This window comes from Bacillus sp. FSL W8-1141 (genome assembly GCF_038593205.1).
Classification (GTDB): Bacteria; Bacillota; Bacilli; order Bacillales; family Bacillaceae; genus Bacillus; species Bacillus altitudinis.
This window is the reverse complement of record NZ_CP151973.1, coordinates 2,644,451-2,667,784: the sequence shown is the minus strand read 5'-3', so window position 1 is coordinate 2,667,784 and position 23,334 is coordinate 2,644,451. Positions and strand designations below refer to the sequence as shown.

The 23,334-nt window shown below is 41.6% G+C and carries 21 protein-coding genes; 20 read left to right on the top strand and 1 reads right to left on the bottom strand.

Features of this window, described 5'->3' with window-relative positions:
* Positions 1–41 precede the first annotated feature (41 nt).
* The 6 genes from NSQ52_RS13665 (at position 42) to NSQ52_RS13640 (ending at position 6,993) form a co-directional block, all read left to right on the top strand.
* Positions 42–1,274 (top strand): malic enzyme-like NAD(P)-binding protein, encoded by a 1,233-nt coding sequence (locus NSQ52_RS13665; RefSeq protein ID WP_007501712.1) that lies wholly within the window; start codon positions 42–44, stop codon positions 1,272–1,274.
* Positions 1,275–1,579: 305 nt separating this feature from the next.
* Positions 1,580–2,455: an acetyl-CoA carboxylase, carboxyltransferase subunit beta gene (gene accD, locus NSQ52_RS13660; protein ID WP_008346077.1), complete on the top strand. Its 876-nt coding sequence runs from the start codon at positions 1,580–1,582 to the stop codon at positions 2,453–2,455.
* Positions 2,440–3,417: an acetyl-CoA carboxylase carboxyl transferase subunit alpha gene (gene accA / locus NSQ52_RS13655; RefSeq protein WP_008346075.1), complete on the top strand. Its 978-nt coding sequence runs from the start codon at positions 2,440–2,442 to the stop codon at positions 3,415–3,417. Before accD ends, accA begins: the two co-directional genes overlap by 16 nt.
* A 339-nt stretch (positions 3,418–3,756) precedes the next feature.
* Positions 3,757–4,716, top strand: coding sequence for a 6-phosphofructokinase (gene pfkA, locus NSQ52_RS13650; protein WP_017358271.1), 960 nt, complete (start codon positions 3,757–3,759; stop codon positions 4,714–4,716).
* 27 nt (positions 4,717–4,743) lie between these two features.
* The gene (gene pyk / locus NSQ52_RS13645; protein ID WP_024718661.1) at positions 4,744–6,504 is read left to right on the top strand and encodes a pyruvate kinase; all 1,761 of its coding nucleotides are present in this window, start codon (positions 4,744–4,746) and stop codon (positions 6,502–6,504) included.
* Positions 6,505–6,603: 99 nt separating this feature from the next.
* Positions 6,604–6,993, top strand: a complete 390-nt coding sequence (locus NSQ52_RS13640; RefSeq protein ID WP_061419875.1) for an FxsA family protein — start codon at positions 6,604–6,606, stop codon at positions 6,991–6,993.
* 24 nt (positions 6,994–7,017) lie between these two features.
* On the opposite strand, the gene ytvI is transcribed toward NSQ52_RS13640, so the two are convergent.
* On the bottom strand, positions 7,018–8,136 hold the full coding sequence (gene ytvI, locus NSQ52_RS13635; protein WP_342473462.1) for a sporulation integral membrane protein YtvI: 1,119 nt from the start codon (positions 8,134–8,136) through the stop codon (positions 7,018–7,020).
* 100 nt (positions 8,137–8,236) lie between these two features.
* Between ytvI and NSQ52_RS13630 the strand changes: the two genes are divergently transcribed.
* From NSQ52_RS13630 to nrdR, 14 genes are all read left to right on the top strand, one after another.
* Positions 8,237–8,701, top strand: coding sequence for a DUF441 domain-containing protein (locus NSQ52_RS13630; RefSeq protein ID WP_007501699.1), 465 nt, complete (start codon positions 8,237–8,239; stop codon positions 8,699–8,701).
* A 374-nt stretch (positions 8,702–9,075) separates the two neighbouring features.
* Positions 9,076–10,194: a citrate synthase gene (citZ, locus tag NSQ52_RS13625; protein ID WP_342473461.1), complete on the top strand. Its 1,119-nt coding sequence runs from the start codon at positions 9,076–9,078 to the stop codon at positions 10,192–10,194.
* A 146-nt stretch (positions 10,195–10,340) separates the two neighbouring features.
* On the top strand, positions 10,341–11,612 hold the full coding sequence (icd, locus tag NSQ52_RS13620; RefSeq protein ID WP_024424789.1) for an NADP-dependent isocitrate dehydrogenase: 1,272 nt from the start codon (positions 10,341–10,343) through the stop codon (positions 11,610–11,612).
* A 34-nt stretch (positions 11,613–11,646) separates the two neighbouring features.
* On the top strand, positions 11,647–12,585 hold the full coding sequence (mdh, locus tag NSQ52_RS13615) for a malate dehydrogenase (RefSeq protein WP_007501693.1): 939 nt from the start codon (positions 11,647–11,649) through the stop codon (positions 12,583–12,585).
* A 187-nt stretch (positions 12,586–12,772) separates the two neighbouring features.
* Positions 12,773–13,501, top strand: a complete 729-nt coding sequence (locus NSQ52_RS13610) for a response regulator transcription factor (RefSeq protein ID WP_007501691.1) — start codon at positions 12,773–12,775, stop codon at positions 13,499–13,501.
* On the top strand, positions 13,494–15,236 hold the full coding sequence (locus tag NSQ52_RS13605; RefSeq protein WP_017358268.1) for an ATP-binding protein: 1,743 nt from the start codon (positions 13,494–13,496) through the stop codon (positions 15,234–15,236). The genes NSQ52_RS13610 and NSQ52_RS13605 overlap by 8 nt, the downstream gene beginning before the upstream one ends.
* 254 nt (positions 15,237–15,490) lie before the next feature.
* On the top strand, positions 15,491–18,130 hold the full coding sequence (gene polA / locus NSQ52_RS13600; protein ID WP_342473459.1) for a DNA polymerase I: 2,640 nt from the start codon (positions 15,491–15,493) through the stop codon (positions 18,128–18,130).
* Positions 18,131–18,155: 25 nt separating this feature from the next.
* Positions 18,156–18,989 carry a DNA-formamidopyrimidine glycosylase gene (mutM, locus tag NSQ52_RS13595; protein ID WP_007501686.1) on the top strand — a complete coding sequence of 278 codons (834 nt, stop codon included), beginning with the start codon at positions 18,156–18,158 and terminating at the stop codon, positions 18,987–18,989.
* Positions 18,990–19,163: 174 nt separating this feature from the next.
* Entirely contained in the window at positions 19,164–19,796 is a 633-nt protein-coding gene (gene ytaF, locus NSQ52_RS13590; protein ID WP_007501684.1) for a sporulation membrane protein YtaF, read from the top strand.
* 13 nt (positions 19,797–19,809) lie between these two features.
* Positions 19,810–20,415 (top strand): dephospho-CoA kinase, encoded by a 606-nt coding sequence (gene coaE, locus NSQ52_RS13585; RefSeq protein ID WP_024718656.1) that lies wholly within the window; start codon positions 19,810–19,812, stop codon positions 20,413–20,415.
* Between the two features lie 172 nt (positions 20,416–20,587).
* On the top strand, positions 20,588–21,610 hold the full coding sequence (locus NSQ52_RS13580; RefSeq protein ID WP_342473458.1) for a glyceraldehyde-3-phosphate dehydrogenase: 1,023 nt from the start codon (positions 20,588–20,590) through the stop codon (positions 21,608–21,610).
* A gap of 235 nt (positions 21,611–21,845) precedes the next feature.
* The gene (gene speD, locus NSQ52_RS13575; RefSeq protein WP_003216492.1) at positions 21,846–22,226 is read left to right on the top strand and encodes an adenosylmethionine decarboxylase; all 381 of its coding nucleotides are present in this window, start codon (positions 21,846–21,848) and stop codon (positions 22,224–22,226) included.
* A 185-nt stretch (positions 22,227–22,411) separates the two neighbouring features.
* Positions 22,412–22,798, top strand: a complete 387-nt coding sequence (locus NSQ52_RS13570) for a cytosolic protein (RefSeq protein WP_096881727.1) — start codon at positions 22,412–22,414, stop codon at positions 22,796–22,798.
* A gap of 4 nt (positions 22,799–22,802) precedes the next feature.
* Entirely contained in the window at positions 22,803–23,261 is a 459-nt protein-coding gene (nrdR, locus tag NSQ52_RS13565) for a transcriptional regulator NrdR (protein WP_003216720.1), read from the top strand.
* Positions 23,262–23,334: the final 73 nt, after the last annotated feature.

Here is a 23,334-nt window from a genome sequence, read left to right as displayed (position 1 = left end):
AATTCATTAAATCATTTTCCACTTGAAGGAGTGTTCATCACATGTCATTAAGAGAAGAAGCATTACATATGCACAAAGAGAATCAAGGCAAACTCGAATCAAAATCAAAGGTACAAGTGAAAAATGCGAAAGACTTGAGCTTGGCTTACTCACCAGGTGTAGCGGAGCCATGTAAAGATATTTATGACGATACAAGCAAAGTGTATGATTATACAATGAAAGGCAATATGGTCGCTGTTGTCACAGACGGAAGTGCTGTATTAGGGCTTGGAAACATTGGGGCAGAAGCATCTCTTCCAGTAATGGAAGGAAAAGCTGTCTTATTCAAAAGCTTTGCAGGTGTTGATGCATTCCCAATCGCACTTGCAACAAACGATGTAGACAAAATCGTTGAAACAGTGAAGCTTCTTGAGCCGACGTTTGGCGGCGTGAACCTTGAAGATATTGCAGCACCAAACTGCTTTATCATTGAAGAGCGTTTGAAAAAAGAGACAAACATTCCTGTTTTCCACGATGATCAGCACGGGACAGCGATTGTAACAGTGGCAGGACTTGTGAATGCGCTGAAGCTGTCTGGAAAATCAATGTCTTCAATTAAAGTGGTTGCAAACGGCGCTGGAGCAGCAGGAATTGCGATTATCAAACTTCTTTATCATTTCGGTGTACGTGATATCATCATGTGTGATACAAAAGGCGCTATTTATGAAGGCCGTCCGAATGGTATGAATGCAGTGAAAAATGAAGTAGCTAAATTCACGAACCAAGATCGTAAAGAAGGTTCTTTAGAAGAAGTGATTGAAGGCGCAGATGTCTTTATCGGCGTTTCAGTAGCAGGCGCTTTAACAAAAGAAATGGTTGGAAAAATGGCAAAAGATCCTGTCATCTTCGCAATGGCGAATCCAAACCCAGAGATCATGCCAGAAGATGCACATGCAGCAGGTGCAAGTGTTGTAGGAACTGGCCGTTCTGACTTCCCGAACCAAGTGAACAACGTCCTTGCATTCCCTGGTATTTTCCGTGGAGCGCTTGATGTACGTGCGACACACATTAACGAAGAAATGAAAATTGCAGCTGTTGAAGCGATTGCTTCCCTTGTATCAGATGAAGAATTGTCAGCGGAATACGTTATCCCTGCACCATTTGATGCACGAGTAGCGCCAGCGGTAGCCAAAGCAGTGGCAAAAGCAGCAATGGAAACGGGCGTTTCAAGAATCAAAGTAGACCCAGAAGCTGTTGCAGAAAAAACAAGAAAATTAACGATTATCGGCGAGTAATCGAATTGGAAAAGTGTGCACGTTCTTTCTGAATTTGGAGGAAAAACGTGCACCATTTCCTCTCTTACACGAAATTTTTTTCATCCTAAATGAGATTTTTTTGTAGACGTTCACAATTCACATATACCAACTACTCAGCGCCCCAAACCTATACTCATTTCTCCTCAATTCCCCACTGAAAAAATTGAATGAAGGATGACAGCGTTTGACAAAAAAAGTACAATAGTTTCGGTACAGTTATGACATGTCCTATAATAGTGGATGTGCGTGTAAAGAAAAAACCCTTCAAAAAGGGAGGTAGTCATTTGTCAATCAAGAATATTTTCAGTAAAAAGAAAAAATATGCATCTGTACCCTCTGAACAGGCAAGTCAAGATGTGCCTGAAGGCATCATGACCAAATGTCCGCAATGTAAAAAAATAATGCTCACCAAAGAACTAGATAAAAATTTACGTGTTTGCATGAATTGCGGCAGACATTTGCAAATGAATGCAAAACAACGTATTGAAAGCCTTGTAGACGAAGGCACATTTGAAGAATTTAACGGTCACCTCATTTCTGAGAACCCGCTTGGTTTCCCAGGCTACGAAGAAAAGCTTCAGAAAGACAGAGAAAAAACATCTTTGAATGAAGCCATCGTAACAGGAAAAGGTGAAATTAAAGGTCAAAGTGCTGTCATTGCTGTCATGGATGCCACGTTCCGTATGGGCAGCATGGGCTCAGTTGTTGGTGAAAAGATTACATTAGCTATTGAGAAAGCAAAAGCGGACAAGGTGCCATTTATCATCTTCACTGCATCTGGAGGAGCAAGAATGCAAGAGGGGATTCTTAGTCTGATGCAGATGGCAAAAACAAGTTCAGCATTAAAGCTGTTCAGCGAGGATCAAGGTCTGATTATCTCTGTGATGACCAATCCGACAACTGGCGGTGTATCAGCTAGTTTCGCGTCTCTCGGTGATTACAACTTTGCAGAGCCTGGTGCATTAATTGGTTTTGCTGGTCGCAGAATCATTGAACAAACCATTCGTGAAGACCTACCTGAGGACTTCCAAACGGCTGAATTTTTAATGAAGCATGGTCAGCTAGATGCTGTGATTCACCGTGCAGAAATGAAAGAAACATTAGGCCAAATCTTAGCATTACACAGCACAGGAGGTGAACGAGAGTGGCTGGAGAACTAGAATTTGAAAAACCTGTCATTGAACTTCGAGCGAAAATTGATGAATTGAAAAAGTTCACACAAAACTCAGAGATGGATTTAAGTGCGGAAATTGAGCGCCTTGAAACGCGTCTGAGTAAGCTTGAAACAGACATTTATACAAATTTAAAGCCGTGGGACAGAGTACAAATTGCTCGTCATGCGATGCGCCCAACAACTCTCGATTACATTCAAGAGCTGTTTGATAACTTTTTCGAATGTCACGGTGACCGTTTTTATGGCGACGATGAAGCTATCGTTGGAGGAATTGCTACGTTTAAAGGACTTCCTGTCACAGTCATTGGTCATCAGCGCGGAAAAGACACAAAAGAAAACTTGCGCCGTAATTTCGGGATGCCGCATCCAGAAGGTTACCGTAAAGCATTGCGCTTGATGAAACAAGCAGATAAATTTAATCGTCCAATCATTTGCTTTATTGATACAAAAGGAGCTTATCCTGGTAAAGCAGCTGAAGAACGCGGGCAAAGTGAAGCAATTGCGAAAAACCTTTTCGAAATGGCAGGACTTCGTGTACCGGTTGTCTGTATTGTCATTGGAGAAGGCGGAAGTGGCGGAGCACTAGGCTTAGGCGTAGGAAACCACCTATTTATGCTAGAGAACTCAACATATTCAGTGATTTCACCTGAAGGTGCAGCAGCACTGCTCTGGAAGGACTCATCACTTGCGAAAAAAGCTGCAGAATCAATGAAAATTACCGCTCCAGACCTAAAAGAATTAGATATTATAGATGATGTTATTAAAGAAGTGCAAGGTGGAGCACACCGAGACGTGAAACAACAAGCAGCCTACATTGAAAAAACATTAAAACAGTCACTTACATCTTTGCTCAAACAATCGCCTGAAGAATTAGTCGAACAAAGATATCAAAAATACAAAGCAATCGGCAAAGTATCGATTGAAAATCAATATATTGGGGTAAACTAAATAAACGTACAGCCTTTTGGCTGGCGTTTATTTTTTTCGTCTTTTTTCATCAAAACGATCTGATGTAAGCGCTATTTGAAAATAATTTTCTTTTGTTTTCATAAAATTTGAAACGTCTGAAAACGTTGATTTAACAGGGTTTATAGCACTTGAATCAACTGTTTTTTGAACAAAGTGCTTTCATGACTTTCTTAACTTTTGTTTAAAAACATTTTATTTAATTGTATAATAAGTACGGTTTTAGAAATTCGTATTGAAAACATCCGGTTTTGCTCATGATTGTTTTCAAGCAGTGGAAATGGTATGTTTAATTCATATATGGTCTCTGAGGTGAAAAAGATGAAGCGTATAGGAGTTTTAACGAGCGGTGGGGATTCCCCAGGAATGAATGCAGCTGTGCGCGCAGTTGTAAGGAAAGCAATTTACCATAATGTAGAAGTTTACGGTATTTATAATGGATATTCAGGTCTAATTAACGGTAAAATTGAGAAACTCGAAATAGGTTCAGTAGGCGATATCATTCATCGTGGAGGAACAAAACTTTACACGGCAAGATGTCCTGAATTCAAGACAGTTGAAGGTCGTGAAAAAGGGATTGAGAACTTAAAAAAATTCGGTATTGAAGGACTTGTTGTCATCGGTGGAGATGGCTCATTCATGGGAGCGAAGAAATTAACAGAGCTCGGTTTTCCATGTGTAGGTGTCCCTGGCACGATTGACAATGACATTCCTGGTACTGATTTCACTATTGGCTTTGATACAGCACTAAATACAGTCATTGATGCCATTGATAAAATTCGTGATACAGCCACATCTCATGAACGTACATACGTAGTGGAAGTAATGGGAAGACATGCAGGGGATATTGCCCTGTGGTCAGGTCTTGCAGGCGGAGCTGAATCGATTTTGATTCCTGAAGCAGACTATGACATGGACGAAATTATTGCCAGATTGAGAAGAGGACATGAGCGCGGCAAGAAGCACAGTATCATCATTGTCGCAGAAGGCGTAGGCAGCGGTGTCGAATTTGGTAAGAGAATTGAAGAGGAGACAAGCCTTGAAACGCGTGTATCTGTCTTAGGACATATTCAACGTGGAGGTTCTCCAAGTGCGTTTGACCGAGTGCTCGCAAGTCGCCTAGGAGCGTATGCAGTAGAACTTCTTCTTGAAGGAAGAGGCGGACGCTGTGTAGGCATACAAAGCAACGAACTCGTTCATCACGATATTTTAGACATCTTAGATAAAAAGCATACAGTCGATCAAAATATGTACCGACTTTCACAAGAGCTCTCTATATAAAACGAGAAGACCTTAGGAGGAACAGTAATGAGAAAGACAAAAATCGTTTGTACAATCGGTCCAGCAAGTGAAAGCATTGAAAAGCTGACTGAATTGATTGAAGCAGGAATGAATGTAGCCAGACTAAACTTCTCTCATGGAGATTTTGAAGAGCATGGTGCACGTATTGAAAACATTCGCAAAGCAGGTAAAACTTTAGGCAAGGACATTGCGATCCTTCTTGATACAAAAGGTCCAGAGATCCGTACACGCACAGTTGAAAACGGCTCAATTGAGTTAGTTGCTGGTGCTGATCTTATCGTGAGTATGGAAGACATTGTGGGAAACACTGAAAAAATCAGTGTGACGTACGAAGATTTAATTCATGATGTAGAAGTGGGCTCAACCATCTTATTAGATGATGGTCTGATTGGTCTAGAAGTAAAAGAGTTAAATAAGGACCGAAAAGAAATCGTCACAAAAGTAATGAATACAGGCACACTGAAAAACAAAAAAGGTGTCAACGTACCAGGTGTGAGTGTGAACTTGCCGGGTATTACAGAAAAGGATGCCAATGATATTCTGTTTGGAATTGAACAAGGTGTCGATTTCATCGCAGCTTCTTTTGTAAGACGAGCTTCTGATGTTCTTGAAATTCGTGAGCTACTTGAAAAGAACAACGCAGCTGACATTCAAATCATTCCGAAGATTGAAAACCAAGAGGGCGTGGATAACATTGATGAAATCCTTGAGGTATCAGATGGACTAATGGTCGCGCGTGGAGATCTTGGTGTAGAGATTCCGGCAGAAGAAGTACCACTTGTTCAAAAAATGCTGATCAAAAAATGCAACCGTTTAGGCAAGCCTGTCATCACAGCAACTCAAATGCTGGATAGCATGCAGCGTAACCCGCGTCCAACACGTGCGGAAGCAAGTGACGTGGCAAATGCTATTTTTGACGGTACAGATGCGATCATGCTATCTGGTGAAACAGCAGCAGGAACATATCCAGTTGAAGCTGTGCAAACGATGCACAACATTGCCTCACGTTCAGAGGAAGCACTTAACTATAAAGCAATCCTTTCTCGCAGAAGCGAAGAAGTAGAGGTCAGCATTACAGATGCAATCGGTCAATCTGTTGCGCACACAGCTATGAAGCTTGATGTGGCAGCGATTGTGACACCTACTGAGAGTGGTCATACAGCAAGAATGATTTCAAAATATAGACCTAAAGCACCAATCGTTGCAGTCACAGCAAACGAATCAGTAGCAAGAAAGCTATCTCTCGTATTCGGTGTATTTGCGAAGAGTGGATCAAATACGTCATCTACTGATGAAATGCTAGAGAATGCAGTAGAAAAATCTATTGAATCTGGCTATGTAAGACATGGCGACTTGATTGTCATTACAGCTGGTGTGCCGGTTGGGGAAGCTGGTACAACGAACTTAATGAAAGTGTATGTTGTCGGTGACATCATTGCGAAGGGTCAAGGAATTGGCCGCAAATCTGCATTTGGACCGGTTGTTATTGCACAAAGCGGAAAAGAAGCAGAGGAAAAAATGTATGATGGTGCGATTCTTGTCGCAAACTGCACAGATCGTGATATGATGGGTGCTTTAGAAAAAGCGTCTGCCCTTATCACGGAAGAAGGCGGTCTAACAAGCCATGCAGCAGTCGTTGGGCTTAGTCTTGGCATTCCAGTCATTGTCGGTCTTGACAGTGCCACAACACTTCTAAAAGAAGGCGAAGAGATTACAGTAGATCCAGCACGCGGAGCGATCTACAAAGGCCGTGCAAGCGTCCTTTAAATCACACACGAGGGGAGTTATCTGACTCCTCTCTTTTTTTATGTTACACTAAAAAAAGTAAACAGCTTTCGATGAAAGAGACCCCATGAGGTGATATGGTTGAAAAAATATTTTCTACTATTATTGATTCTGTTCCCAGCAGTGGAAATTAGTTTATTTTTAATCTCAAGTAACATCATTGGTATTTTACCAACGATGCTATTCATTGTGCTAACAAGCGCACTAGGTGCTTACTTTGCAAGGAAACAAGGAATAGAAGCATTTCAGAAAGTGCAGCGAGATTTACAGTATGGCAAAATGCCAGGGGCCACCATTGTCGATGGCTTCTGCATTCTGATCGGTGGTTTGCTGCTGCTCATACCTGGATTCCTTTCTGATCTGATTGGGGCTGTGCTGCTCATTCCCATGACAAGAAAACGGATCAAACCGCTCTTTGAGCGCTGGCTTAGAAACATGTCCAATCGCAAACGCTATACGATTATACGCTAAAGAGACCTTCGCATCAGGTCTCTTTTACTTTTGCGCACCATACCGAATGTACTGATAAAGGTCTCTGAAAACCCCTGCATTACGAAACGCCTGCCAAACGACAAGAGAAGCGGGACCGAGTGCAAGTCCAAGAAAACCAAAGCATTTTAACCCGACAAACAGCGCCACAAGTGTTGCTAAAGGATTTAGACCGATTGATTTACTTAAGACTTTTGGCTCTGATATTTGTCTTTGAATGAGCACCACAATATACAAAATGCCCAGTCCAATGGCGAGTGAAAGATTTCCTGTCATGGCGGAGTAAATGATCCACGGAAGAAAAACCGTGCCACTCCCGATGTAAGGAAGTAAATCAACTAGACCAATACATAGAGCAATCACAATCGCATGCTCGACCTTTAAGATGAAAAGTCCAATCAGCACGATCCCAATGGTCATGGCAACAAGGAGAAGCTGGGCTTTCATAAAGCCAGAAATGGCTTTTTTGATTTCAGATAAAATGGCACGTGTATGAAGCATCCATTTGGCGGGAAAGATACGAGAACTATATTTTTTTAACGTAAACCAATCTTTTGTGATAAAAAAAGTCGCTAGTGCGGAAAATAAAAGCGTCGCTGCTGCATCAGGCAAAAGACCTAAAAAAGCTGGAATGAATTCAAGAGTTTTTGAAAGAAAAGTCCCGATTTTTGCCGCTGCTTCGTCACCAAGTGCTTGAATTTGTCCTAAAATCGATTCCTTTTGACCTGCTTGAAGTGTATTAAATTGAGCAGTCAAATCATGATATAAAGGCAAAATCTGATCTGTGAAAAAACGTTCCACGATCCCAATCAGTTGATCAAGATGACCTGGCAGGACCTTTGCTAAATAAGCACTTCCTGAAATGATTTCCGCCACTAAAAGTGTCATGAATCCAGCTGCTGCCACTAAAAAGAGTAATAACACAATGATGACAACAAAACCTCTTGGCATCCCGGTCATGTTTTCAATTTTGCATACGGCTGGATGAATCAAACACGACACGGCAAATGCAATCCAAAATGGATATAAAAACGGAAAAGACTGATATAAAAAAACAACCGCACAAACGGCGATGCTGAAAATCATCAAACTTCGCAAAAAAATGCCCACATAAGTGTGATTCACACAATCCCCTCCAAAAAACAAGCATGTCCGATACTTCATTTTATTCAAAAAGATTAGTAATATGAAAAGGTCGCAATAAAAAGAAAGAAAGGAGCGGCGTATGTTTACTCAAGCAAATTTGTTTTTGGTTCTTTTACTCGTTATTGCACTTATTGCAAAAAACAATTCGTTAATTTTAGCGGTCTCTGTGCTGATTGCCATTAAGCTGATTGGCCTGGATCAAAAAATATTCCCGGTTCTGCAATCAAAAGGTATCAATTGGGGTGTGACGGTCATCACGATCGCTGTGCTTGTACCGATCGCAACAGGGGACATTGGATTTAAACAGCTTGGAGAAGCGATGAAATCTTCCTATGCTTGGATAGCTCTTGGAGCGGGTATATTAGTAGCATTAATTGCAAAAAACGGCATTGTGCTACTCGAAAACGATCCGCATATCACAGCAGCACTTGTATTCGGTACGATTTTGGCAGTCAGCTTATTCAAAGGTGTGGCTGTTGGCCCGCTGATTGGTGCTGGAATTGCCTATTTAGCGATGCAAGCAGTGAAATTTTTCAGCGGTTAAAAAGAGAGTGGCTCATGCCACTTTCTTTTGATTTTTTTCTGGCGTGAGCTTTTGCAAAAAAACATAATTAAATATATTAAAAGAAGCAAAATCCCTTTATTCCATGCCCGAACCGGAAGGCTGGAAAAAAAAATATCAAAAAAAATTATAGTTAAACATTTAACAAATGTCTGATTATTGTTTATAATGGGAATAGGCTTAATTTTGAACTCATTGATCTAACACGAGATATGAGGCTAAAAGCGCTCTAACCGTATAGGTAAATGTAAGCATTTTCTTTTCTAAACCTGCCAGCCTATTTTGGTTGGATAGCGCTTTCAAAAAGCGAGAATTTTGCAACGAAGGGGAATCTTTTTAAAAAGGGGAGATTGAACATGACAGCAACAAGAGGTCTTGAAGGTATCGTGGCAACAACTTCATCCGTAAGCTCAATTATTGATGATACTCTTACTTATGTAGGGTACAATATCGATGATTTAACTGAAAATGCGACTTTCGAAGAAATTGTCTACCTGTTATGGCACTTAAAGCTGCCGAATGAGCAGGAGCTAAGCGAGTTAAAGCAGCAGCTCAATGAAAATGCTCATATTCCGCAAGAGATCATTGAGCACTTTAAATCTTATTCGCTGGATGGGGTTCATCCAATGTCTGCGATTCGTACAGCGGTATCCTTATTAGGTTTACTTGATGACGAATCAGAGATTATGGACAAAGAAGCGAATTACAGAAAAGCCATTCGCTTACAAGCGAAAATTTCTGGACTTGTCGCTGCATTCTCACGTATTCGAAAGGGACTTGAGCCTGTACAGCCAAAAGAAGAATACAGCTATGCTGCAAACTTCTTATATATGCTAAACGGCGAAGAGCCTTCACCAGTAGAAATTGAAGCGATTGATAAAGCGCTCATTCTACATGCGGATCACGAATTAAACGCATCGACATTTACAGCACGTGTATGTGTTGCTACACTATCAGATATCTACTCTGGTGTAACAGCGGCTATCGGCGCATTGAAAGGACCACTTCATGGCGGCGCGAATGAAGGCGTAATGAAGATGCTCTCAGAAATTGGCGAAGTTGAAAACGTAGATTCCTATATTCATGGTAAGCTAGAGAAGAAAGAGAAAATTATGGGCTTTGGCCACCGCGTTTACCGCCAGGGTGACCCGCGTGCAAAACATTTAAAAGAAATGAGCCAGCGCTTAACAAATCTCACGGGCGAGCCAAAATGGTATGAAATGTCTGTGCGCGCAGAGGAAATCGTGACATCAGAGAAAAATCTTCCGCCAAATGTTGATTTTTATTCTGCTTCTGTCTATCACAGTCTTGGGATTGATCATGACTTGTTTACACCAATTTTCGTGATCAGCCGATTCTCTGGATGGATTGCTCACATTTTAGAGCAATATGACAACAACCGTCTGATCCGTCCAAGAGCTGACTATATTGGACCTGATCTTCAAACGTTTGTTCCGATCAGTGAAAGAGACTAATGTTTATAGAATAGCGGAGGCTGATCCATCTAAACCAATCAGCCTCCATATCAACAAAAAACGAATCACGTGAAAAACTTCTTGGCTTGCAGACATCAAGCTTGGAAGTTTCAAATATTCACTACATAACCTGGGAGGTAATATCATTGTCACAAGGCGAAAAAATTACAGTTACTGGCGGCGTATTGAATGTACCAAATAATCCAATTATCCCGTTTATCGAAGGGGACGGAATCGGTCCTGACATTTGGAAAGCAGCATCAAGAGTTCTTGAAGCAGCTGTAGAAAAAGCATATAAAGGTGAAAAGCAAATCACTTGGAAAGAAGTATATGCAGGTGAAAAAGCTTACAATAAAACTGGCGAGTGGCTTCCAGAGCAAACACTTGAAGACATTCGTGAATATTTAATCGCGATCAAAGGACCACTGACAACACCAATTGGCGGAGGAATCCGTTCATTGAACGTGGCACTAAGACAAGAGCTTGATTTATTCACATGCTTACGTCCAGTTCGCTGGTTCAAAGGTGTACCATCTCCTGTGAAACGTCCAGAAGACACAGACATGGTCATCTTCCGTGAAAACACTGAAGATATCTATGCAGGAATCGAGTATGCAAAAGGATCAGACGAAGTGAAGAAGTTAATCGACTTCTTGAAAAACGAATTAGGTGTGAATAAAATCCGTTTCCCAGAAACATCAGGTATCGGAATCAAACCAGTTTCTGAAGAAGGAACATCTCGTCTTGTCAGAGCAGCGATCCAATATGCGATTGACCAAGGCCGTAAATCTGTGACGCTTGTTCACAAAGGAAACATCATGAAATTTACAGAAGGAGCCTTCAAAAACTGGGGCTACGAAGTGGCTGAAAAAGAGTTTGGCGACAAAGTCTTTACATGGGCACAATATGATCGTATTGTAGAACAAGATGGAAAAGATGCGGCAAACAAAGCGCAAAGTGAAGCAGAAGCTGCTGGCAAAATCATTGTCAAAGACAGCATTGCAGATATTTTCCTTCAACAAATTTTAACTCGTCCAGCTGAGTTCGATGTTGTCGCAACAATGAACTTAAACGGAGACTACATCTCTGATGCACTTGCAGCACAAGTTGGTGGAATTGGTATCGCACCTGGTGCAAATATCAACTACGAAACAGGACACGCTATTTTTGAAGCGACTCACGGAACAGCACCGAAATATGCTGGTCTTGATAAAGTGAATCCATCTTCTGTTCTTCTATCAGGCGTGCTTTTACTTGAGCACCTTGGATGGCAAGAAGCTGCTGATCTAGTGATTCAATCTGTTGAAAAAACAATTGCATCTAAAGTCGTCACGTACGATTTTGCTAGATTAATGGATGGTGCAACAGAAGTGAAATGTTCTGAGTTTGCTGACGAGCTCATCAAAAACTTGTCTTGATTCTTAAACTTTAAAGTTAAAGGGGAAAAAGGAAATGGCAAACAAGCGTAAAAAAGTATCTGTCATCGGAGCAGGCTTTACTGGAGCAACTACAGCATTTCTAACAGCTCAAAAAGAATTAGCGGATGTCGTATTAGTGGATATCCCTCAGCTTGAGAACCCGACAAAAGGGAAAGCACTTGACATGCTGGAAGCAAGTCCTGTTCAAGGCTTCGATGCGAATATTACAGGAACTTCTAACTACGAAGATACAGCCGGTTCTGATGTCGTGGTCATTACGGCAGGAATTGCAAGAAAGCCGGGAATGAGCCGTGACGACCTCGTGTCAACAAATGAAAAAATCATGCGCAGTGTGACACGTGAAATCGTTAAATATTCTCCAGAAGCGATCATTGTTGTGTTAACAAACCCTGTTGATGCAATGACATATGCAGTTTATAAAGAATCAGGATTACCAAAAGAAAAAGTCATCGGACAATCAGGAATTCTTGATACAGCACGTTTCCGTACGTTCGTTGCTCAAGAATTAAACCTATCTGTGAAAGATGTGACGGGCTTTGTTCTTGGTGGACATGGGGACGACATGGTTCCTCTTGTACGTTACTCTTACGCAGGCGGTATCCCGCTGGAAACATTAATTCCTAAAGAGCGAATTGATGCAATTGTTGAAAGAACAAGAAAAGGCGGCGGTGAAATCGTCAACCTATTAGGTAACGGTAGTGCGTATTATGCACCTGCTGCTTCACTCGTTGAAATGGTTGAGGCGATCTTAAAAGATCAACGTCGCGTCATGCCGACGATTGCATACCTTGAAGGTGAATATGGCTACGAAGGCATTTACCTTGGAGTTCCAACAATCGTAGGTGGAAACGGCCTTGAGCAGATCATCGAGCTTGAGCTGACAGAAGAAGAAAGAAGTCAGCTTGACCGTTCTGTTGAATCTGTAAAGAACGTCATGAAAGTATTGTCTTAATATGAATAAAAAAGAAGGCTTCTCGTATGAGGAGTCTTCTTTTTGTTTACAAAGCCAACCTTGTCGAAATTTTAAATTGTTCTCTTGTTAAGCTTTCGTTAAAATGAAAGAGAAAGCATGACTTCTCGCTTTTCACATAAGATACAAAAAACCGGATGCAGGGGAAATCACTAATTGGAGGCACAACATGAATAAAAAAATATTAGTTGTGGATGATGAAGAATCAATTGTAACACTTCTAAGCTATAACCTTGAAAGGGCGGGCTACGATGTCGTCACAGCAAGAGACGGAGAAGAAGCGCTTGAAAAAGCAGCAAGTGAACAGCCTGATCTGATTGTGCTTGATTTAATGCTGCCGAAAATGGACGGCATTGAAGTGTGCAAACAACTGAGAATTCAAAAAATGATGTTCCCTATTTTAATGCTGACAGCAAAGGACGATGAATTTGATAAGGTGCTCGGTCTTGAACTTGGAGCCGATGATTACATGACAAAACCTTTCAGTCCTAGAGAAGTGGGTGCTCGGGTAAAAGCCATTTTGAGAAGAGCACAGCAATCTCAGCCGGCTCCCGTGCAAGAAGAGAAGGAAGAGATCATTGCAGACCAAATCAAAATTGGAGACCTACGCATTTTACCTGAACATTACGAAGTTTATTTCCAAGAAGAACGTCTAGAGCTTACGCCAAAGGAATTTGAACTGCTTCTTTATTTGGCTAAGCATAAAGGCCGTGTCCTTACGCGTGATCTATTGTTAAGTGCGGTTTGGAATTATGACTTTGCAGGTGATACTCGTATTGTGGATGTGCATATCAGCCACTTGCGGGACAAAATTGAAAAGAACACGAAAAAACCAACATATATTAAAACCATTCGAGGCTTAGGCTACAAATTGGAGGAGCCAAAGCCAAATGAGTAAAGTGAGAACCCGCCTTTTTTCTGGGCTCATTTTTCTCCTGTTTATTGTGTTTGTTGCGCTTGGTCTTTTCTTGGATCATATGTTTCATATTTTCTATGAAACAAAATTAACCGAACGAATGGAAAAGGAATCGAGTTTTCTCCTTTCTTCTATGAATGTTGAAGATTTGAATGCGGAGCAAAACAAGAAGATTCTCAATCAAGCAAAGCAGCATCTCGATATGAATGCGTCGATTGTGGACGTGAAGGGGAATATCATACATACAACGGGTCAAGCAGAACAAAGGGCTGTCATTTTAAACACACTGAAAAGTGAGCAGCTCCAAACAAAAGGAACGTTCATTGAGGATGAGAAGGATGCGCTGTTTCATTATGCAGTCCCAATGATGAAACAAAACGAACCGGCGGGATATTTATTTCTTCATGCTTCATTCCAGCCTTTGAATGAGATTGATGGTCAGCTCTGGCTTGCATTAGCCTTTTGTCTTGGTTCGGCCATCATTATCATCGTCTTCTTTGGCTATCGCATGTCGATGAAGTATGTAAAGCCGATTGATTATGCCACAAAGGTGGCCAAACAGCTTGAACGAGGGAACTATGATACAAATAACTATGAAGAGCTGATCATTGAAACAAGTGAACTCAATACATCAATGAAGCGTCTGGCAGAAAGTCTTCAAGACATGACAAGCGCTGGCGAAATGCAGCGAGATCGTCTGCAAACAGTCATTGAAAACATTGGAGCGGGGATCATTTTGATTGATAAAATGGGCTATATCCACTTAGTCAATCGAACATTCCGCAAGCAATTCAAAGTGCAAAAACATATTTACATGCACAAGCTGTATCATGAAGCCTTTACCCATGAAGAGATTATTGAGTTAATAGACGAAATTTTCATGACAGAAACCAAGGTCCGAAAGTTTTTACGTCTCGCTGTTGACATCGAGCGCCGTTATTTCCAAGTCGATGGTGTTCCGATCTTAAGTACAGACGATGAATGGAAAGGGATTGTTCTTGTCTTTCATGATGTGACAGAAACAAAGCAGCTAGAACAGATGCGAAAAGACTTTGTCGCTAACGTGTCACATGAATTAAAGACACCGATCACGTCAATTAAAGGCTTTTCTGAAACACTTCTGGATGGTGCCATTGACGATAAAGAAGCGCTGACACAATTTTTGTCCATCATCCTAAAAGAGAGTATTCGTTTAGAAACGCTCATCCAAGACTTACTTGATCTCTCGAAAATTGAACAGCAGCATTTTAAGCTGAATATTCAAGAAGCCAATGCGACAGAAATCATTCAAGAGATTGAAGTACTGCTAAAACAAAAGGCTGCTGAAAAAGGCATTGACCTACAAGTGCGTGTTCCGAAAGAGCCGGTCTATGTCATGGCAGATCCGTTGAGATTAAAACAAATTTTCCTCAACCTGATCAATAATGCCCTCACCTATACACCAGAGGGAGGAAGTGTCACGATCACAGCAAGACAGAGGAAAGACAGCTATGAATTTGATGTAGCAGATACAGGGATCGGTATGAAAAAGAGTGAGATTCCAAGAATATTCGAGAGATTTTATCGAATTGATAAAGATAGAAGTAGAAACTCAGGCGGTACAGGGCTTGGTCTTGCCATTGTCAAACACCTTGTCGAAGCACATGAAGGAACGATTTCTGTTCATAGCAAACAAGGCAAAGGGACGACGTTTACCGTGAGTTTAAAGTCAAAATAGAGAAGAATGGAAAGTGGCGTTAAAATTTACATGATCTTTACAATGAATTCATGTTTTGTTAATCAATCATTGGTAGGATGAATAGGAACCCCTTCATCCAAGGAGCCAATTTTGGAAGGACGAAAACACTTGTTGTTTTCGTCCCTTTTTTATGCAGGCTCGTCTATTTTCTTTTCAAAATAAACTTTGATAAAATGAACATACAATGTGCGAAAGAGACGGCTGAGCCGGCTCAGTCGATGGAGGATTAAAAGATGACAGATCAAAAGAAATTAGTACTTGTGGATGGAAACAGTCTCGCTTATCGAGCCTTTTTTGCTTTGCCGCTATTATCCAATGATAAAGGCGTACATACAAATGCCATTTATGGCTTTGCGATGATCTTAATGAAGATGCTGGAAGACGAGAAGCCGACTCATATGCTCGTAGCATTTGATGCGGGTAAAACCACCTTCCGTCACGAGACCTTTAAGGAATATAAAGGCGGAAGACAAAAAACTCCGCCAGAACTATCAGAACAAATGCCGTTCATCCGTGAGCTATTAGATGCTTATCAAGTGAAAAGGTACGAGCTTCCGCAATACGAGGCGGATGACATTATCGGCACACTGGCTGTAGAGGCAGAAAAGGACGGCTTTGAGGTCAAAATCTTCTCAGGAGATAAAGACTTAACGCAGCTTTCAACAGATCATACAACAGTAGCCATTACGAAAAAAGGTATCACAGAAGTAGAATATTACACTCCGGCCCATATTGAAGAGAAATATGGCCTCAGACCAGATCAAATCATCGACATGAAAGGGCTGATGGGAGACTCATCAGACAATATCCCTGGCGTGCCTGGTGTCGGTGAAAAAACAGCGATTAAATTACTAAAGCAGTTTGAAAGCCTTGAAAATCTGCTTGATCATATTGACGAAGTCAGCGGGAAAAAGCTAAAAGAAAAGCTTGAAGAATATAAAGAACAAGCGGTGATGAGTAAAAAGCTGGCGACGATTCTCGTAGAAGCACCAATAGATGTGTCAAGCAAAGAGCTCGCCTATGAAGGTCCTCACATGGAGCAGGTCATCTCGCTTTATAAAGAACTGGGCTTTCAAACGCTGCTAGAGCGTTTAGGAGAAGCGCCAGAATCAGATGAACCAGTAGAAATAGACGAACTAGACGTGAAGAAAATGACAGATGTCACGGAGGACATGCTGACAGATCACGCTGCACTTGTGGTAGAACAGCTAGGAGACAATTATCACGAAGCCGATTTGATAGGGTTTGCGATCCATAATGAGAACGGTGCATTTTTTATGACAAAAGAAGATGCTCTGCAATCTGAAGCGTTTAAACAATGGGTACAGGATGCAACGAAGAAGAAATGGGTCTTTGATTCCAAAAGAGCGGTTGTTGCCCTTAGATGGCATGATGTTGATCTAAAAGGTGTCGATAACGATGTCCTGCTCGCTTCCTATGTGGTCAATCCGCAGAAATCTTATGAGGACGTTGCAAGTGTGGCGAAGGAATATGGCCTGAACATAGCCCTTTCCGATGAAAAAGTTTACGGAAAAGGAGCGAAACAGGCGATTCCATCTGAAGAAGAGCTAAAAGACCATCTTGGAAGAAAAGCAGCAGCGATCTCTGCGCTGCATGATTTGACCCTTGAAGCGTTAGAAAAAAATGATCAGCATGAACTGTATGAAGATTTAGAGTTGCCACTTGCCCTCATCTTAGGTGAAATGGAATCTCTTGGGGTAAAAGTGGATGTTGAACGTCTTCAGAAAATGGGTGAAGAACTCACGAAGAAGCTGAAGGAATATGAAGAAACCATTCATCGGTTAGCAGGAGAAACATTTAACATCAATTCACCGAAGCAACTTGGTGTGATTTTATTTGAAAAATTAGGACTGCCGGTTATCAAAAAGACCAAAACAGGCTACTCTACGTCTGCGGATGTCCTTGAAAAGCTTGAAGATAAGCACGAAATTATTCGGTCCATTCTGCATTACCGTCAAATAGGAAAGCTGCAATCCACTTATGTGGAAGGCTTAATGAAAGTGACGCGCAAAGATACGCATAAAGTGCACACAAGATTTAATCAGGCACTTACACAAACAGGAAGACTAAGCTCAACAGACCCAAACCTTCAAAACATCCCGATTCGTTTAGAAGAAGGCCGAAAAATTCGTCAAGCGTTCGTTCCGTCAAAAGAAGGCTGGCTCATGTTTGCAGCTGACTATTCTCAAATTGAGCTGCGTGTACTCGCGCACATTTCTCAAGATGAGAACTTGATTGAAGCCTTTACGCAAGATATGGATATTCACACGAAAACAGCCATGGATGTGTTCCATGTCTCAGAAGAAGAAGTGACTTCCTCTATGAGAAGACAGGCCAAAGCTGTCAACTTCGGAATCGTATATGGAATTAGTGATTATGGACTGTCTCAAAACCTTGGGATTACAAGAAAAGAAGCAGCGGCCTTCATTGAACGTTATTTAACAAGCTTTAAAGGCGTGAAAACCTATATGGAGGACATCGTGCAGGAAGCAAAACAAAAAGGATATGTGACCACGCTTCTTAAACGCAGACGATATATCCCAGATATCACAAGCCGTAATTTTAATGTGAAAAGCTTTGCGGAAAGAACGGCAATGAACACACCGATTCAAGGCAGTGCTGCCGATATCATCAAAAAAGCGATGATTGATATGGCACGAAAGTTAAAAGAAGAGAATCTGCAGGCAAATCTGTTATTGCAAGTGCACGACGAACTGATTTTTGAAGCGCCAAAAGAAGAAATCGCCATATTAGAAAAAATCGTCCCTGAAGTCATGGAAAACGCACTTCAGCTCGATGTGCCGCTAAAAGTCGATTTCGCTTCAGGCCCATCTTGGTACGACGCAAAATAAAGAGAGAGAAAAAGGAGCGAGGAGCATGCCGGAATTACCAGAGGTTGAGACCGTCCGGCGCACTCTTCAACGGTTAGTCAAAGGAAAAACGATTGAAACGGTCGATATCAAATGGCCAAATATCATCAAACGTCCTGGGGAACCGGAAGAGTTCGCTAGAAGGATGGTAGGAGAAACCATTCAAACCATTGAAAGAAGAGGGAAGTTTCTACTCTTTCATTTAGACCACTATGTGATGGTCTCCCATTTAAGAATGGAAGGGAAATACCGTGTACATGAAACTGGTGAGCCTTATGATAAACATGTACACGTCGTCTTTACGTTCACAGACGGTACCGAACTTCGGTACCATGATGTCCGTAAATTTGGGACGATGCATCTATTTCAGCCAGGCGAAGAAGAAAAAGAACTTCCGCTATCACAGCTGGGGTATGAACCTTTTTCAGATTCATTTACACCAGACTATTTATGGGAGCAATTAAAGAAAACCTCCCGCGTAGTCAAAACGGCTTTACTTGATCAAAAAATCGTGGTTGGCCTCGGTAATATTTATGTAGATGAAGTGCTGTTTAAATCAGGTATTCATCCAGAAACAAAAGCGAATCAGCTAAGTCTTGCATCTTGCAAGGTGCTCCACAAACATATTATTGACACGCTTCAAGTGGCTGTTGATGCAGGAGGTAGCACCATTCGCTCCTACATCAATTCACAAGGTGATATTGGGACTTTTCAATTACAGCTTCTTGTATATGACCGGCGGGGAGAACCTTGCCAGACGTGCGGCAGTATCATAGAGAAAACAGTGGTGGGAGGGCGCGGCACCCATTTTTGTGTGACCTGCCAAAAACGCCCTTCATAAAGGTAAGCCGTCAGCATGCTTCCTTTTTGCCATGCATACGATAAAAAACATTCTTTTTTCAGCAAGGTGTAGACTGACACACAGCCCACCTGCTCTTCATATAGTGAAGAAGAGTCTAAGGACGCCTAGAGACTCTTGATCATCGTTGCATGAACAGAAAGGAAGAGTACAGGTATGATTTCGTTTTCGCTTCTGTTTTTAGCTATTGCCGTCAGCATTGACAGCTTTTCTGTAGGTTTTACGTATGGTCTTCGCAAGATGAGGATTCCATTTAAAGCCATCGTTATTATTGCTTGCTGTTCAGGAATTGTGTTGCTCATTTCCATGCTGATTGGCAGCCTGCTCACGACATTCCTCCCTGTCTCAGTGACAGATAAACTGGGTGGAGGCATTTTAATTGCCATCGGACTTTGGGTTCTGTATCAATTTTATAAACCAGCGAAAGAGCGTGATTTGCTCCTTCATGAAAAAACACTTCTCAATGTAGAAGTGCAGTCTCTTGGGCTTGTCATTCATATTTTACGAAAGCCTACAAGTGCAGATATTGACCGCTCTGGCACCATTAATGGAATGGAAGCGGTGCTTCTTGGAATTGCTTTATCCATCGATGCATTTGGTGCAGGGATTGGTGCAGCGATTCTTGGTTTTTCTCCAATTGTCATGAGCATCACGGTCGCTGTGATGAGTTCTCTTTTTGTATGCATCGGACTGCGTGCAGGTCATTATTTGGCCAATTGGCGCTGGATCGATAAACTCGCATGCTTACCAGGGCTGTTGCTCATTTTAATTGGGGTGTGGAAGCTGTAAAGGAGGAAACGAATTGACGCTCGTCATTGGATTAACAGGCGGGATTGCTAGCGGAAAAAGCACAGTCTCGCAGATGATAAAAGAGAAAGGCATTCGGGTGGTGGATGCTGATATCATTGCAAAAGAAGCGGTTTCTAAAGGATCGGCTGCCCTTCATCAAATCGTTCAAACTTTTGGTGAAGAGGTTCTTCTGCCAAATGGTGAACTGAACCGGCAGCAGCTTGGAGCGATCATTTTTTCTGATGAAGAGAAAAGAAAAAAGCTCAATGCCATCGTTCATCCTGAAGTCAGAAAGGAAATGCTCGAGCAGCGTGATGAAGGGGTGAGCAACAATGAAACATTCGTTGTGCTTGATATCCCGCTCCTATTCGAGAGCAAGCTGGAAGGTCTAGTCGACCGCATCATCGTTGTGTACACGACGCCTGAATTGCAGCTGTCGCGGCTCATGAATCGAAACGACCTGAGCGAGGAAGAAGCACTGAATCGCATTCACTCCCAGCAGCCTCTTGAGGAAAAATGCCAAAAAGCAGACCGCGTGATAGAAAACACAAAAGATCTTGCTTTTATTAGAAAGCAATTAGAGAACATATTAAACGAATGGGAACATACAGATAAGTAAGAGTACATACAGTACTCTTCTTTTTTTATGCTTTTTTCGTCAATTTCATTGCAAAGAACAGCCCTTTTTTGAAAATATACGTTTATATACTGGCAATTACATTCTAATGTGATATACTAATTTCATAAATAAATTTATTGAGTATAACACATAATAGAGGAGTGACCTGTTCATGAAGGTAAAAGCAGCGATCAATGGGTTTGGCAGAATTGGACGCATGGTCTTCAGAAAAGCAATGCTTGATGATCAAATTCAAATTGTAGCGGTGAACGCAAGCTATCCTGCCGAAACGCTAGCACATTTAATTAAATATGACACAAATCATGGACGTTACGAATGCGATGTGACAGCAGAAGATGACGCGTTGATTGTCAATGGCAAAAGAGTGCTTTTGCTCAATAATAGAGACCCGAAGCAGCTTCCATGGGGAGAGCTTGGGATTGATATCGTGATCGAAGCAACAGGGAAATTTAATTCAAAAGATCAAGCGATGGGCCATATAGATGCCGGAGCGAAAAAGGTCGTACTCACAGCTCCAGGTAAAAATGAAGACATTACAATTGTGATGGGTGTCAATGAGGATGATCTTGATCCTGAAAAGCATGTCATTATTTCAAATGCATCTTGTACAACAAACTGTTTAGCACCAGTTGTCAAGCTGTTAGATGATGAATTTGGCATCGACAACGGCTTAATGACAACGGTTCATGCTTATACAAATGATCAAAAAAATATCGACAACCCCCACAAGGATTTGCGCCGGGCAAGAGCATGTGCCCAGTCCATCATTCCAACGACGACGGGTGCCGCTAAAGCGCTTTCTTTAGTGCTGCCGCACATGAAAGGGAAATTACATGGACTTGCACTTCGCGTACCGGTTTCAAATGTGTCGATGGTTGATCTTGTGGTCGACTTGAAAAAAGATGTCACAGCAGAAGAGGTAAATGCTGCCTTTGCAACGGCTTCAAAAACATCTCTTGTTGGCATATTAGATTACACAGATGAACCACTTGTCTCCACAGACTTTAACACAAACCCTTATTCTGCTGTCGTTGATGGACTTACAACGATGGTGATGGAAGGCAGAAAAGTAAAAGTTCTTGCATGGTATGACAATGAATGGGGCTATTCTTGCAGAGTGGTTGATCTTGTAAAGTTTGTTGGTTCCCAGATGAAAGAGCTTTCAGCTGTTTGAAATGAAGAAGAATGAACGTCCCTTTTCAAGAAATGAGAGAAAATCCCACTAAAAACACAGCTTGCAAAATGGGTCTAAACAAAGTATACTATTTTTCGTGAACTTCTTGTTCGCAGACTCATTCGGGTATACTTAAAGGGTTAGGACCTCTTTGGACTAACTTTCCCCCGTGGTATATGTCCGGTCCGGCTGCTTAGAACTTCACTCTTTCATTCTTGTTTAAGGGGGGTCCATGATGGAAACAATCGGACGTCACGTTATCTCCGAGTTATGGGGATGCGACTGTGATAAACTGAACGACATGGATTTTATTGAAAAAACGTTTGTAAATGCAGCTTTGAAATCAGGAGCTGAAGTAAGAGAGGTTGCTTTTCACAAATTTGCACCTCAAGGAGTAAGTGGAGTTGTCATTATTTCTGAATCTCATCTGACAATTCACAGCTTTCCTGAACATGGTTATGCGAGCATAGATGTTTATACTTGCGGCGATCTAGATCCGAATATTGCAGCAGATCATATCGGAGATGAACTAGGTGCTGAAACAAGAGAAAACATCGAAATTCCTCGAGGCATGGGACCTGTACAAGTGAAACAGGCGCAAGCCAAAGCACTGTAAACATAAAAAAGATTGCAATGGGAGCTGGCCAAAAGCATTAAATGCCTTTGTGTTATGCTCCTTTTTATATTTGTTCCATACACGGGCATCCAGCATGATCCAACCTGTCTATACTTTTGTTCTAGGAAAACAAAGGTTTTTTTTATAAAATAAAGAAGAGGGTTTATGACAAAGGGGATATGTGTATGACTTTAGGACAAAAGCTCAAACGATTCATTTCAAATCATACAGAAACATCTGACCATCATCCAGTGTCAGAGCTGAAAAGCCATTACTACAAATCGACACAAACTCAAGTTTTCCAAGCGGTAGAAGCCGTTCTTTTAAGAAACGATTCCTATCAAGTGACATCTGTTTCAGCAGAACGAGGTGAAATCAGCGCAAACATACGAACGCCGAAAAAAGCTTTTCTCGTGGCGACTGTCATTTCAATTCGTCCTTTTGAAACAGCTGTCGATTTTAATGTGACAACAGAAACAGCACTGCCAACAGACTTTGGCTACAGTCAAAAGGCTGTTTTGTCCCTTTATAAAGAACTAGACAAACAACTTCCAAGAAGAGATCGGAGCTGATGAAATGAAATGTCCCACATGTCAGCACCTTGGCACAAGGGTGCTTGATTCAAGACCAGTAGATGAAGGGAAGTCCATCCGTCGGAGAAGAGAGTGTGAAAGCTGTCAATATCGCTTTACGACGTTTGAAAAATTAGAAGAATTGCCATTGATTGTGGTGAAAAAAGAAGGAATTCGAGAAGAATTCAGCCGGGAAAAGATGCTGAGAGGCCTCATTAAAGCGTGTGAAAAGCGTCCTGTCGCTTTAAAACAGCTCGAGGATGTCTGCTTTAACATCGAGAAGGAATTGCGTAACCAAGGCATGTCAGAGGTGAAAAGCGAGCTTGTAGGGGAAATGGTGATGGACGAGCTGGCGAAAATTGATGAAGTGTCTTACGTCAGGTTTGCCTCGGTATACCGTCAATTTAAAGATATCAATGTATTTATTGATGAATTAAAAGATTTATTAAAGAAAGAACGCTAAAAAAGAGCTGAAGATTCTTCATGCTCTTTTTCCTGCGTAAAGCGTAAAACGCGAAAAGAGTGTACAATGAAGA